This window comes from Pseudomonas sp. 14P_5.3_Bac1 (genome assembly GCF_025466135.1).
GTDB lineage: Bacteria > Pseudomonadota > Gammaproteobacteria > Pseudomonadales > Pseudomonadaceae > Aquipseudomonas.
Genome location: NZ_JANLOF010000020.1, coordinates 16,888 through 29,551, shown reverse-complemented (window position 1 = coordinate 29,551; position 12,664 = coordinate 16,888). Strand labels below are relative to the sequence as shown.

Annotated in this window: 12 protein-coding genes; 8 read left to right on the top strand and 4 right to left on the bottom strand. The window is 60.2% G+C overall.

The features are described from left to right. Positions 1 to 66: 66 nt before the first annotated feature. Positions 67 to 1,008 (bottom strand): alpha/beta hydrolase, encoded by a 942-nt coding sequence (locus tag NTD89_RS04755; protein ID WP_262206627.1) that lies wholly within the window; start codon positions 1,006 to 1,008, stop codon positions 67 to 69. A gap of 99 nt (positions 1,009 to 1,107) precedes the next feature. On the opposite strand from NTD89_RS04755, the gene NTD89_RS04750 reads away from it, so the two are divergent. From NTD89_RS04750 to NTD89_RS04725, 6 genes are all read left to right on the top strand, one after another. Beyond that, complete coding sequence (locus tag NTD89_RS04750) at positions 1,108 to 1,692, top strand: DUF6436 domain-containing protein (protein WP_262206602.1); 585 nt, start codon at positions 1,108 to 1,110, stop codon at positions 1,690 to 1,692. A gap of 215 nt (positions 1,693 to 1,907) precedes the next feature. Further along, positions 1,908 to 3,566, top strand: coding sequence for an S-type pyocin domain-containing protein (locus tag NTD89_RS04745; RefSeq protein ID WP_262206601.1), 1,659 nt, complete (start codon positions 1,908 to 1,910; stop codon positions 3,564 to 3,566). Beyond that, positions 3,563 to 3,835, top strand: coding sequence for a colicin immunity domain-containing protein (locus tag NTD89_RS04740; protein ID WP_262206600.1), 273 nt, complete (start codon positions 3,563 to 3,565; stop codon positions 3,833 to 3,835). Before NTD89_RS04745 ends, NTD89_RS04740 begins: the two co-directional genes overlap by 4 nt. A gap of 291 nt (positions 3,836 to 4,126) precedes the next feature. Next, positions 4,127 to 4,483 (top strand): EamA family transporter, encoded by a 357-nt coding sequence (locus NTD89_RS04735; RefSeq protein ID WP_145157859.1) that lies wholly within the window; start codon positions 4,127 to 4,129, stop codon positions 4,481 to 4,483. Then, complete coding sequence (locus NTD89_RS04730) at positions 4,483 to 4,893, top strand: DMT family transporter (protein ID WP_262206599.1); 411 nt, start codon at positions 4,483 to 4,485, stop codon at positions 4,891 to 4,893. Before NTD89_RS04735 ends, NTD89_RS04730 begins: the two co-directional genes overlap by 1 nt. Then, positions 4,893 to 6,116 (top strand): DegT/DnrJ/EryC1/StrS family aminotransferase, encoded by a 1,224-nt coding sequence (locus NTD89_RS04725; protein ID WP_315975603.1) that lies wholly within the window; start codon positions 4,893 to 4,895, stop codon positions 6,114 to 6,116. The genes NTD89_RS04730 and NTD89_RS04725 overlap by 1 nt, the downstream gene beginning before the upstream one ends. Here the strand turns inward: NTD89_RS04725 and NTD89_RS04720 are convergent. Together NTD89_RS04720 and NTD89_RS04715 are read right to left on the bottom strand one after the other, a co-directional pair. Then, positions 6,094 to 6,972 carry a hypothetical protein gene (locus tag NTD89_RS04720; RefSeq protein WP_262206597.1) on the bottom strand — a complete coding sequence of 293 codons (879 nt, stop codon included), beginning with the start codon at positions 6,970 to 6,972 and terminating at the stop codon, positions 6,094 to 6,096. The genes NTD89_RS04725 and NTD89_RS04720 overlap by 23 nt on opposite strands. Further along, positions 6,969 to 8,075 (bottom strand): GNAT family N-acetyltransferase, encoded by a 1,107-nt coding sequence (locus NTD89_RS04715; RefSeq protein WP_262206596.1) that lies wholly within the window; start codon positions 8,073 to 8,075, stop codon positions 6,969 to 6,971. The genes NTD89_RS04720 and NTD89_RS04715 overlap by 4 nt, the downstream gene beginning before the upstream one ends. 159 nt (positions 8,076 to 8,234) lie before the next feature. On the opposite strand from NTD89_RS04715, the gene NTD89_RS04710 reads away from it, so the two are divergent. Next, the gene (locus NTD89_RS04710) at positions 8,235 to 10,589 is read left to right on the top strand and encodes a penicillin acylase family protein (RefSeq protein WP_262206595.1); all 2,355 of its coding nucleotides are present in this window, start codon (positions 8,235 to 8,237) and stop codon (positions 10,587 to 10,589) included. Between the two features lie 137 nt (positions 10,590 to 10,726). On the opposite strand, the gene NTD89_RS04705 is transcribed toward NTD89_RS04710, so the two are convergent. After that, positions 10,727 to 11,692 (bottom strand): GlxA family transcriptional regulator, encoded by a 966-nt coding sequence (locus NTD89_RS04705; RefSeq protein ID WP_242199772.1) that lies wholly within the window; start codon positions 11,690 to 11,692, stop codon positions 10,727 to 10,729. A 266-nt stretch (positions 11,693 to 11,958) separates the two neighbouring features. On the opposite strand from NTD89_RS04705, the gene NTD89_RS04700 reads away from it, so the two are divergent. Next, the gene (locus NTD89_RS04700) at positions 11,959 to 12,600 is read left to right on the top strand and encodes an HD domain-containing protein (protein ID WP_262206594.1); all 642 of its coding nucleotides are present in this window, start codon (positions 11,959 to 11,961) and stop codon (positions 12,598 to 12,600) included. Positions 12,601 to 12,664 lie beyond the last annotated feature (64 nt).

Here is a 12,664-nt window from a genome sequence, read left to right as displayed (position 1 = left end):
CAGCACCTCAAAGGCTAACTGGCAGATCGCTATCGCGGGCAAGCCCGCTCCCACATTTGGATTGTGTTACTTCAGGCGGTCCGTGAGAAAGCTGAAGTATTGCTCGCGAATCGGCGCAATCTCATTCGCCAAATGATGCCTGCCACGCGGGATCATCAACACTTCAGGCTGATCAAACTTGCCCCGCAGCACCTGCAAGTTGTGCTGCCAGTCCACCGTCATGTCTTCCTCACCCTGCACAATCACCGGCCGCCGTGGGCTGCGCGGTGCGGCTTCGATGCGCTTGATCCAGCGTGCCAGCGCGCCCACCCAGGCGGTCGGCAAGTGGCGCGGCTGCAGCGGGTCAGCTTCCAGGAACGGCTTGAACGCAGGGTCGTTGGTGTTCTCGCTGAACCGCCGCGCAATGCCTTTGACGAAGGGCCGCAGCAGGTAATAGCTGACCTGCGACCAACCCCACGCACGCGGGCGCACCAAGGGTGACAGCAGGAAGGTCTTGCCCTGCGCCGGGCTGTCGGCGCCGTGATGGAGCACATGGTCCACCACCACTGCGCCGCCGGTGCTTTGCCCGAACAGATGCCAGGGCTGGGGCAATTGCAGCGCCGTGGCCTGGGCAAACAGCGCCTGCACCACGTCTTGGTACACCGCAAAATCATCGATGCTGGCGCGTGCACCGCTGGACAGGCCATGGCCGGGCAGATCGCAGGCAATCACCACACAGCCTTGGTCCAGCGCCCAGTCCACCACATGACGGTACAGACCCATATGGTCGTAGAAGCCGTGGAACACGAACATGGTTGCCACGGGCTGAGGTGGCCACCACACCTGCGCCACCACGTGGAAGCCATCCACATCGAAACGCCACAGGCGGCTCACCGCCGGTACTTTGCGCGCGGCCAGGTCCAGCCCGTAGAAGCGCTGGTAGACCCGCGCCTCGGCGCTGAGCGGTTGCGCATCCACAAGTGGCCGCAAGCTTTCGCGCAGATGATCGGGGTCAAAGCTCACAGGCATAAAGGGTTCCAGACTGACGGTGAAGATGAATATCGAGCTGCGATATTCATCTGTCAGGACAAGCATGGCAAGCTACGCGACCTTCGAGGATTGATCTGAATGCGACAGCCCTACCGTTCCGCCTTGTTCGCCAGCCTGATCCTGGTCATCTGCGCCGGCGTGCTGTGGGCGGCGTATGACTGGTTCCAGGGTCGCTACCTGCGCGCATTCAGTGAGCACACGGCGGTGTTTTCCGGCGACGCACTGCGCCTGCCCGCCGAACTTGCCGGCCCAGGCCCGATTCGCCTGGTGCACTTCTGGGACCCGGCCTGCCCGTGCAACGTTGGCAACCAGCAACACCTGGGCGAGTTGATCGAGCACTACGCGCCCCAAGGCGTCGAGTTCTACGCCCTGCAAAAGGCCGGCAGCCACGGCCAACTGCCCGACAACCTGCGCAAGATGAAACCCCTCAATGCCCTGTCCGGTGCCGAGCAGATACCGGCCACACCTGCCGTCGGAATCTGGGACCGAAGCGGCAAACTTGCGTATTTCGGGCCGTACAGCGAAGGGCTCACGTGCAATTCCAGCAACAGCTTCATCGAGCCGATCCTGCAAGCCCTTGAGGCCGGCCGCGAGGTCGATGCCACCCATACGTTGGCGGTGGGCTGCTATTGCGAGTGGCGTTCGGCGCCATCTGCCCCCTAAGACTTAACGCGACCGGTCATTCATCCACTAACCCTCTTCCCCGCCTCGGCCTACGCACGAAAGTTAATAGAAACGCCTCCACACAATTACTCGACGCATTCAAAACTTGGCTGCACTACAGTGCAGATGCTCATCTCTTAAAGAGCGAACAACTAACTTTATACACACGAGCATGGAATGGCTCGTGCTGGCACGTCAAATGAGGGAATGCATCAATGCCATATAAACCTGGAGATACTGTTTTCCTAGGAGAAACAAGAATAACTGCTTATAGAGAGCAAACATTTGGCCCAAATAACGGAGGAGGATATGACGATTTCTCAGGCAGCCGAGAAGCACGAAGAATCGGCTCCGCAACCCGTAACTACATTCTGGAAAAGTTTCCACCGCTCGTAGCGGCCGCAGTAAGAAATCAAGAAACCCTCTATTCAACCAAACTGGGGGCTCTGGCCACATCCATAGATAACAGTCTTGCTGCCATCAGGGAAAAGATGGCGAATACTGCCTTAACGGCTATCGAGGCGTTAAATCAGGAACGATCAATCAGAGAAACACTGCTTGCTGAAAAATCAGCAGCGATAACAACGCAGATAGCCACTGCAAACAGCTATTACCGCTCCAACTTCTTTAGCCGGCGCGTCAGCGACTTCATGAGAATAGCTATCTCCGACAGCATGATTTTTGCCAACCCAGACAAAAACTTCCAAAATTGGCAAAACTCCTTACACGCCGCCTATGCTGCCAAACTCCTGAATGATGAAATCACGTACCTGACGCAACAGATCGCGTGGCTGACAGCTCAAGTCGAACAAGCCAAGGCTGCTGAAGCTGCCGAGCAAGCTCAACTTTTAGCACAGGCACAGACCCTCCGGGCGGCAAACACGTTCAGGGTTTCCGCGCTGCCAGTAGGTGCGCAACTCAGTACCACAGCAGGCTCAATTGCATTGACTGCTGGCTCTTCGCTAACGCTGGATACAGCCATTCAAGCGGCGATCCAGGCCCTGAGAGGGCTTGCCGCGACCGCACTGGACCGGGCAACGGGAGTGGGCATTGGCTTACTGCTGTATTCACCGGCACTGGGTAACAGCGACCTTTACCCAACGGCAATGAGCATTCCCGCCGCAGGATTGGCACCGCAACTGCCGGGCAACTTACCGGAAATCGCCGCCGCTGGCGGGACTGTGGATATGCCGTATCGTATTTACGGAGACCGCACCCAGTATTCCCTGATCGCACCCCCTGTCGGCGATCGAGCTGCAGCAAAGGTGCCCGTAAGAGCGCTGACACTGGACCCTTCGCTTAACGCCTACACCTTCACCTCAGCCGACACACCACCTCGAACACTGGTGTTTCCCATTGCGGCACCCGGCAACAGCTCGACCACATCCCCCGCCCAACCAATGGATGTGCCTGTCTATTCAGGCGTTACGTTGACACCGATCACGGCGACGACCGAAGTGCTGCCAGCGGTTGACCCGCTGGATATACGAGATGCAATTTATGTGTTTCCTGCGGGATCGGGTATTGCGCCTGTATATCTCGTATTCAGTGAATCGCTCGACGCAGGCCGTTTCACCCGAAAACAGCTGGACAAAAAGTATCTAAAACACGCGTCTGACTTTGGCATTGATGATACTAGGAAGAACAGTGCTACCTTGACCAAATTCAGGGACGCCATTAACAGGCATCTGGAGGACCAGGAAACCGTCCCAAAAGGGACTTATCTACTAGCAGAAGGCTCATCGGTATATTTCAACCCTAAAACTAATAATGTCGTAATACTTGATAAAAATGGTAATTTTTTATCTGGATGGAAAATTGAGCCAGGCACCCAACAATTTATAAACTATGTTGAGAAAGGAAATTTGAGATGAGCAAAAGCTTAATTGAATTCGCCAAGCATTTTGTCAACTCGGCAATAGATGCAAATACCTTCGCCGCCTCATACATGACGATGTGGAAAGGAGAGCGAGATGCGGGTCTACTAACGACTGACGGAGAGAAAGTCGACGAGGCATCATCCACCATTTTTTCATTGGCTGATTGCTACAACCCAGAGAGTGACCGCGATGAGTACGAACTGGATGAGCTGCAACTTCGCGAAAAAATAAAAAACACTCTGGCGGAATTCAATCTTCAATAACGCCCATTAACACTGAAGAAAACAACTCGGCCCCTTGGGTTACCAGTTATCACTGCGCAAGAGTACAAGGCCCAGTCCTGGGACTTGTACTCTACCGCGCCCGCCTACCTCCTCCAGAATCCCTAAGACGCCGTACTGGGCCCAAACCTCATAGTCAGTCACGGCTAGCACGTCATGCAACGCGGCCCTACCCCAAACTGAACACAGGCTGTTCAACTGGCAAACTCCAATCACCCGATCAACAGCCTGTTGTATCGTAGGATTTCGCAGAGTTTGTAAGCATAGGAATACATGAGCCAGTTAACCATCATCCTCTGGATGCTCAACGTCATCGTTGACACGTCCGGCCAACTGGCCTTTAAAGCCGCCGCCTCGGCCAGCGCCGAACATGACGGGCTGGCTCACTGGAAGCACATGCTCAAGCGTCCGTGGATCTGGCTCGGCGTGATCTGTTATGTCTTCGAATTCGTGTTGTGGCTGGCGTTCCTGACACTCGTGCCGCTGTCGGTGGGTGTGATGCTGGGTTCGATCAATATTGTCGTGATCATGATTGCCGGGCGTTTTCTGTTCAAAGAGCGCCTGAGCAAATGGCGCCTGATCGGCATCATGCTGATCGCCTGTGGCGTGACTGTCGTAGGGTTTGAATGATGAAACGTTTCTATATCCTGGGTTTTCTCGCGCTGATCATTTTCGACACCTTGGCGCAGGTCAGCTTCAAATTCGCCTCGGTGCATGCCGAGCCCCTGACGATGGATACAGCCTGGCTGATTCGCGTGTTCGGCGCGCCGTGGATCTACGGCGCCTTCGTCGGCTATATCGGCGCGTTCTTTACCTGGATGACGCTGCTTAAATACGCACCGGTGGGCCCGGCGTTTGCCGCCTCCCACCTGGAGCTGATCAGCGTGACGCTGATCTCCGTGTGGCTGTTCGATGACACCCTGACCCTGCCTAAAATCATTGGCGGCGCGTTGATTATTGCGGGCATTCTCTGCCTGGCGCGCAGCGAAGACAAAGAGAGCAAGCAGCTTGAGGTCGAGCCGTCGCAGGCCCCGGCGTGATGAGCCGCCATTGGGAAATCCCGCCAACTGCGGGGCTTCCTTTGCGCTGGCAAGATTTACTCGCACGCTCGGGCAACCTGGCCGAATTGCTGGCCCGCCAATTCTCTATCCCACTGCCAGCACTGCCCTGCTCCGGCACGGCGGCGCTGATCATCGCGCTGCGCGTCTTGCAGCAACGCATGCCCGGCCGCACCCAACTTATCGTGCCCGCCTACACCTGCCCGCTGGTGGCGCTGGCCGCCTATTACTGCCCGCCATTGCGTGTGGTGCCTTGCGATCTACAGCCCGACAGCATTGACCTGGATGAACAGCAACTGACGCAGTTGTGCGACGAGAACACCCTGGCCGTGGTGGTCACTCACTTGGCAGGACGTGTAGCCGATGTCGATACCGCCAAGCGCATTGCCGGGGCTGTCGGCGCGGCGGTCATCGAGGACGCTGCGCAAGCCATGGGCGCGCTCGACGGTGGCCACAGCGTCGGGCTCAAAGGCGACGTGGGCTTTTTCAGCATGGCGCTGGGCAAAGGCCTGACGACCGCCGAAGGTGGCGTGCTGTTCAGCCGCGACCCGGTGCTGCATCAGGCGCTGCACCGGCAATGCCGGCAGGACCTGCCATTCAGCCTGCGCTGGGAGCTGCAACGCACCGCTGAACTGTGGGGTTACGCCCTGGCCTATCAGCCGCGCGGTTTGTATTACGTGTATGGCAAGGCCCTGCGCGCGGCGCTGGACCAGGGTGATGAAGTGGCGGCCGTGGGCGACGACTTTTCGGTTCACGACATCCCGTTGCACGGCCTTGGCGGCTATCGCCAGAAGGTCGGCGCCGCGGCGCTGGCCCGCTTGCCGGCGTATCTGCAGCAAGGCCGCACTCGAGCCTTGCGCCGCGCAGCACGCTTGAATGCCTTGCCCGGCGTCTCGGTGGTGATGGACAGGCCCGGACAGCAAGGCACCTGGCCGTTTCTGATGGTGATAATGCCCTCTGCGCCAGCGCGTGATGCAGCGATGGCGCAGCTGTGGACCTCGGGGCTGGGCGTGACCCGCCTGTTTATCCACACATTGCCGGAGTATCCGGCCGTCGCTGCGCTGTTGCAGCCTGGCAGCGATATCACTCAAGCCCAGGCGTTCGCCACGCGCACGCTGTCGATCAGCAACAGCCATTGGCTGACCGACGCACACTTCGAAAAGATACTGACCCAGCTGAAGGCTATCGTCGCCAGCCTTGATTGATGCGCGCCACCAACCGGCTGTTCAACGCGTTCTGCTGTTGTTGCCAGATCTGCACCTGCGCCTCAGGCAACGCTTCCTGACCATCGGAGGCGCTCAGCCAGCGCTTGAACTTGCTTTCATAGTGATAGGCCGACACATCGCCGGTAATGTCCGCGCCGATGATCTGGCCCTCGCAAGCGTCGACCAGCTCGTTCAAGTGCTGCTCCAGAAACTCACCCTGATCCCAATTGGTGTTGACCACCTCGGGGCTCAACACGTCTTTGTCGATCGACAGGTACACCGGCAGCGAACGGTCAAACTGCGCCAGGAACGCGCGCATCAATTCATCCGGATGACTGAACGCGCGATTGCTGCGACCGGCGCCGACCCAGTTCATCCAGCGCGTGTCGACGTTGATATTCCAGTAGGTCAATTTGCGCTTGAGCAGAGGCGACCAGTGATTCTCCCAGGCATGGCCCAGGCCGATATCCTGCGAGCCGATACCCAGCACATGCACGTGCTCGACCTGCGGCAACCGGCTGGCCCAGTAAACCCACGAACCGCAGTGAATGCCGAACGGGTAGCGCATGTTGTCCGGGTGGTTGTCGCAGATGATCAGCTGGAACTTCTGCTGGCTGGGCAGTCGGTTCAGCAACAACTGGCTGAGGTGGTGATAGTCGCCGCTGCCGGTAAACACACAGCCATAGTCGCCGGGCATCTGTGCGTGCAGGGCCGTCTCCAGCTCCCGGAACTGCGCCCAACGGCAGCCGAAGCGGATTTTTTCCTGCCAGGCCTGCAGTGGCAGGGTCAGTGCGCCGGGAATGTCACTGACGGCGCCGTCGAAATCCAGAATCAGCTGCGGTCGATCCTGGCTCATGAAGTGTGCTCCTGTTGCCACTGAGCATCGCTTTCAAAGTGATGGCGGAACCGATTGCCCAGTTTGCGCAACAGCGGGTTACGCACCCAGACCAGGTGGCGGGTGAAGGTGAAGTCGGCGCCGAGGCTGGCCTTGACCTGTGGGTCGGTCCAGCCGGCCACGTAAAACTTCAGCCCATTGGCCACCGCGTACTCCAGGTTCACAAACCAGCTGACAAAGTACAGGTTGAATTCCAGCGCTTGCGGGTAGTTGAGGCCGATGTACTTGTCGAGCAGCTTGTCGCCCTCCACGTAGCACAGGTTGTAGCCGATCAGTTCGTCGCAGTGCCAGTAACAGAACACCCGCCCGTTGCTGCTGGCGTCCCGGAGCACGCCACGGAAGAACTCCGGCGTGAGCAGGTCAAAATGGATCTCGCTCTGGTCGTAGACGGCCCGGTACAGCGCGTACAACTGCGCGAGCCAGGCGTCATCGTCGAAACGCTCATCGCCGGTTTCCAGGATTTCCACGTGCATCGCCTCACGGCTGCGCAATTTGCGGCGGATATTGCGCCGACGGCTGTGGGACAAGCGCGCGAGGTATTCGTCGACCGTGCTGAAGTTGATCGGTACATACGCCAGCGCCTGGCCTTCCAGGCTGATGAAGCCGCGTCGGGTGCAGTCATCGATCAGCGCTTGCGCATAGCGGTTGTCCGCGTCGCTGAGCAGCGGCGAGTCGCAGGGCACGTCTTTGATGACGGTGAGTCTGCGCTGGGGTGCGCACTCATGTTGCAGCCACTGCGCCAGAGCCTGAGGCGAAACGGCCTGGGGGAACGGCGAGTATTCGCTGACCGTGGTGCCGACAAAGCAGCTGTCGATCCGCAGCCACGCATTCCAGAGCGTATAACCAGGCCAGCTGCGCACACGCTTCACGAACGCGTCGTCGGCGGTGGTCAGCAGGTCGAAGGGGGTGAAGAAGTACGGAAGGCCCTGTTCGGACAGGTGCACGTCAAAGCCCACTGGCGGGTGCTGCAAAAAGCGCCCGATCAGCGATGGCGCCTCCAGGCAGCACGCGTAGGTAGCCTCGGGGCGGCTGGAGTCTGACAGTGGTTGCGTGGCGCAAGTCATGACAAAAAGCTCAAAGATGACAGGTGGGATAATACTGCCTATGGGGTGTTCTCCACTTGAACCTCGGCTGTCGGCAAGGCACATCAGCATTTCCCTCAGCACTCGTCAAAAACCTATTAGACTCCGCTGACTTGAAAGGTGAATGACCAAGGACCGTCCATGAAACGCAGCCTGACCGTGCTCGCTCTGCTGATTGCCGCCCTCATGGCCGGCGCTGGCGTGTATGTCTACAGCAAGCAACCCACCCGCCAGGGCACCGAAACGCTGGCCAACCTGCAAAGCACAGTCACCGTGCGCTACGACGACCGGGGGGTGCCGCACATTCGCGCCGAGAACGAAACCGACCTCTACCGCGCCCTGGGTTACGTGCATGCGCAGGACCGGCTGTTCCAGATGGAGATCATGCGGCGCCTGGCCCGTGGCGAACTGGCCGAGGTGCTCGGGCCCAAGCTGCTGGACACCGACAAGTTGTTCCGCAGCCTGCGTATTCGCGAACGCGCATTGAGTTACGTGGAGCACATCGACCACGACTCGAAGGCATGGAAGGCCTTGCAAGCCTACCTGGACGGCATCAACCAGTATCAGGACAGCCACGCCAGTCCGATGGAGTTCGACGTGCTGGGCATCGCCAAGCGGCCGTTCACTGCCGAGGACACCATCAGCGTTGCCGGGTACATGGCCTACAGCTTTGCCGCCGCGTTTCGTACCGAGCCGCTGCTGACTTACGTACGCGACCAGTTGGGCAGCGATTACCTGAAAGTCTTCGACCTGGACTGGCAGCCCAAAGGCGCGCTCAACCTTGCCGCCAGCGACTGGAAAACCCTCGGCGCAATCGCCTCGTTGAGCGAGCAGGCCCTGGCCGACAATGGCCTGCCACAGTTCGAAGGCAGCAACGCCTGGGCCATCAGTGGCAGCCGCACCAAAAGTGGCAAGCCCTTGCTGGCGGGTGACCCGCATATTCGTTTCTCGGTGCCGTCGGTGTGGTACGAGGCGCAGCTGTCGGCGCCGGGCTTTGAGCTGTACGGTTATCACAACGCGCTGGTGCCGGTGGCGTTCCTGGGCCACAACCTGGATTTCGGCTGGAGCCTGACCATGTTCCAGAACGATGACCTCGACCTGATCGCCGAAAAGGTCAACCCGGACAACCCCAATCAAGTCTGGTATCACGGCCAATGGGTCAACATGACCAGCAGCGAGCAGCAGATTGCGGTGAAGGGCGAGGCACCGGTGACCCTCACCCTGCGCCAGTCGCCCCACGGCCCGATCATCAATGACGTGCTCGGCGAAAATGCCGGCAAGACGCCGATTGCCATGTGGTGGGCATTCCTGGACACCGAAAACCCGATCCTCGAAGGCTTCTACCAACTCAACCGCGCCGACACGCTGGCCAAGGCGCGCGCGGCGGCGGCGCTGGTTTCTGCACCCGGCCTGAATATCGTGTGGGCCAACGCCAAAGGCGATATCGGCTGGTGGGCGGCGGCGCAACTGCCGGTGCGCCCGGCTGGCGTGAATGCCGGGTATATCCTCGACGGCAGCACCGCCCAGGCCGACAAGCTGGGCTTTTACCCGTTCAGCGCCAACCCGCAGGAGGAAAACCCGGCGCGCGGTTATGTGGTGTCGGCCAATGCCCAGCCAGTGTCGCCCACCGGTATGGAGATTCCCGGTTATTACAACCTGGCCGACCGTGGCCAGCAGTTGAACACGCAGTTGAGCGACAAGAGCGTGAAATGGGACGTGACCAACAGCCAGGCCTTGCAACTGGGCACCACCACCGCCTATGGCCCACGCTTGCTGGCGCCACTTTTGCCGGTGCTGCGTGAGGTGGTCAAAGACCCGGCGCAGTTGCAACTGGTGGAGCAACTGGCCGCCTGGAAAGGTGATTACCCGCTGGAGTCCACCAGCGCCACGCTGTTCAACCAGTTCCTGTTCAACCTCACGGACGCGGCGTTTCACCCGAAACTCGGCGACGGCATGTTCAAGACCCTGCTCACTACGCGCGTGATCGATGCGGCATTGCCACGCCTGGCCGCCTCGCCGGACTCGCCATGGTGGAACGGCTCGCGTGCGGACACCGTCAAGCTCGCCTGGGACAACAGCCTGGCGCACCTCAAGGCCACTTTCGGCGATGACCCAACACAGTGGCAATGGGGCAAGGCGCATACCCTGACCCAGGGCCACCCGCTGGGGCAGCAAAAACCGTTGGATAAAATCTTCAACGTCGGCCCGTTCCCCGCACCCGGCACCCACGAAGTGCCGAACAACCAGTCCGCCATGATTGGCCCGGCACCCTGGCCAGTGACGTACGGCCCATCGACCCGGCGCCTGATCGACTTCGCCGACCCGGCTCACGCCCTGACCATCAACCCGTTGGGGCAAAGCGGCGTGCCGTTTGACTCGCACTATGACGACCAGGCGCAAACCTACATCGAAGGCGGCTACGAACAGGCGCATTTCAGCGATGAGGAAGTGACGGCGAATACCCGGGGTACGTTGAAGCTGTTGCCAGCGCGGTAATACCGATCACTGTGGGCTGGTTTTTGTGGGCGCTGGCTTGCCTGCGATGCAAGCCGCTCGGTGTTACTGATAGACGGCGGTGATGCTATCGCAGGCAAGCCAGCTCCCACACAAGCCTGCGCCAGCCTACGACACACTCAAACCGGCGCCGCAAAGTTAAGTCGGAACTGCTGCGGCGTCACGCCCAGCCGGCGGTTGAACACGCTGCGCATGTGCTGGGCGTCGCGAAACCCGCATTGATAGGCCACGGTCTTCAGCGGCGCAGGGCTGCTTTCGAGCATCACCCGCGCCGCATCCACCCGTGCCCGCTCGACGAACTCGGCCGGGGTGATGCGCGCCTCACGGGCAAACACCCGCGAGAAATTGCGCGCGCTCATATTGGCCGCCTTGGCCAGGTCGGCGATGGTCAAATCACCGGTCAGGTTCGCCAGCACGTACAACTGCACCAACGCCACCGCCGAAGTGCTTTCGGCGTGGGGCGTCAGGAATGGACTGAACTGCGACTGCCCGCCCGAGCGCTGAGTAAACACCACCAGGCGTTTGGCCACGCTCAGCGCGACTTCCGGACCGTGGTCCTGGGCCAGCAGAAACAGCGACAAATCGATGCCGGCCGTGACCCCGGCTGAGGTGTAGAGGTTGCCGTCCTGCACGTAGAGGCGGTCGGCGTCGACTTGGGCCGAGGGGCACAGGCGCGCCAGGTCGGCGGCATCGTTCCAGTGGGTGGTGACGGTTTTGCCGTCCAGCAATCCGGCTCGCGCCAGCATGAAGGCGCCGTTGCAGATCGAGCCGAAACGCTGCGCCCGGGCGGCGGCGGCGCGTAGCCAGTCATCAAACTGCGCGCCGAAATCCTCGAAGGGCAATTGCGGGCCACCGGCGACCAGCAGCAAGTCGTAGCCTTGCACGGCTTCGCTGTAATGCCGGTGGGCCTGCAGCGACAAGCCATTGGAGGCGGCCAGGGTGCCGTGGCCCAGGCCGAGCACTTCAAGCTGGTAGTGGTCTTGCGGCGGCAGAAAACGGTTGGCCTCGCAGAACACATCCATGGGGCCGGTCACGTCCAGTGACTGGACGCCGGGAAAGATCAGGATGGCGACGGTTTTGCCCATGCTGCAAACACCTTTTCTAACTGAATAAATGCAAAACCTCTGTGGGAGCTGGCTTGCCTGCGATGGCAGCACCTCAGTCTAACTGACAGACCGAGTCGCCAGCATCGCAGGCAAGCCAGCTCCCACAGTTGACCGTGTACAGCCTTGGCACGATGTAGCACCACTTTGGCCGACATCGCATCCTCACCGCGATAGCCCCCTCGCGCAGGCGCGACCAGACTGGACTCATCGGCGCCACCCCCGGCGCTTTGTTGAGGAGAACGACCATGAGCACCACCATCGCCGGCATCCAGATCCCGGACAGCGCCTTGGCCAAGGCCACCACCGAATACATCCGCGACGTCGAATCCGACCTGCTCTACCACCACTCTCGCCGCGTATTCCTGTTCGGCGCCTTGAGCGGTGAGCGCAAGCAGCTGGCCTACAACCCGGAGCTGCTTTACGTCGGTGCCCTGTTCCATGACCTGGGCCTGGTTGAAGGCCATCGCAGCGACAACGAGCGTTTCGAAGTGGACGGCGCCAACGCCGCCGCCGCGTTTCTCAAGCCGTACGGGCTGAGCGATGACGATATCGAGCAGGTGTGGCTGTCCATCGCCCTGCACACCACGCCGGGCGTGCCGCAGCACCTGCGCCCGACCGTGGCGCTGGTGACTGCCGGTGTCGAGATGGACGTATTGGGCATGGACTACGCCGCGTTTTCCAGCGTGCAGCGCGAAGCCGTGGTGCATGCGCATCCACGCGGTGAAGGGTTCAAGGAGTGCATTATCTGCGCGTTTGCCGACGGCTTGCGCCATCGCCCGCAGACCACGTTCGGCAACGTGAAGACCGACGTGCTGGTGGATCAGGAGCCGGGGTTCAAGCCGATGAACTTTGTCGAGGTGATTCGTAAGTCGCCGTGGGTTGCCTGAAACCCAATTTTACAAACACTGCAAAACGACTGTGGGAGCTGGCTTGCCTGCGATGAGGCCCTGT

Bases quoted from the DNA above. Each gene is read 5' to 3' on its own strand.
- NTD89_RS04750 (WP_262206602.1), top strand. From the start codon at position 1,108: ATGCGACAGCCCTACCGTTCCGCCTTGTTCGCCAGCCTGATCCTGGTC.
- NTD89_RS04735 (WP_145157859.1), top strand. From the start codon at position 4,127: ATGAGCCAGTTAACCATCATCCTCTGGATGCTCAACGTCATCGTTGAC.
- NTD89_RS04745 (WP_262206601.1), top strand. From the start codon at position 1,908: ATGCCATATAAACCTGGAGATACTGTTTTCCTAGGAGAAACAAGAATA.
- NTD89_RS04730 (WP_262206599.1), top strand. From the start codon at position 4,483: ATGAAACGTTTCTATATCCTGGGTTTTCTCGCGCTGATCATTTTCGAC.
- NTD89_RS04740 (WP_262206600.1), top strand. From the start codon at position 3,563: ATGAGCAAAAGCTTAATTGAATTCGCCAAGCATTTTGTCAACTCGGCA.
- NTD89_RS04720 (WP_262206597.1), bottom strand. From the start codon at position 6,972: ATGAGCCAGGATCGACCGCAGCTGATTCTGGATTTCGACGGCGCCGTC.
- NTD89_RS04700 (WP_262206594.1), top strand. From the start codon at position 11,959: ATGAGCACCACCATCGCCGGCATCCAGATCCCGGACAGCGCCTTGGCC.
- NTD89_RS04725 (WP_315975603.1), top strand. From the start codon at position 4,893: ATGAGCCGCCATTGGGAAATCCCGCCAACTGCGGGGCTTCCTTTGCGC.
- NTD89_RS04715 (WP_262206596.1), bottom strand. From the start codon at position 8,075: ATGACTTGCGCCACGCAACCACTGTCAGACTCCAGCCGCCCCGAGGCT.
- NTD89_RS04705 (WP_242199772.1), bottom strand. From the start codon at position 11,692: ATGGGCAAAACCGTCGCCATCCTGATCTTTCCCGGCGTCCAGTCACTG.
- NTD89_RS04710 (WP_262206595.1), top strand. From the start codon at position 8,235: ATGAAACGCAGCCTGACCGTGCTCGCTCTGCTGATTGCCGCCCTCATG.
- NTD89_RS04755 (WP_262206627.1), bottom strand. From the start codon at position 1,008: ATGCCTGTGAGCTTTGACCCCGATCATCTGCGCGAAAGCTTGCGGCCA.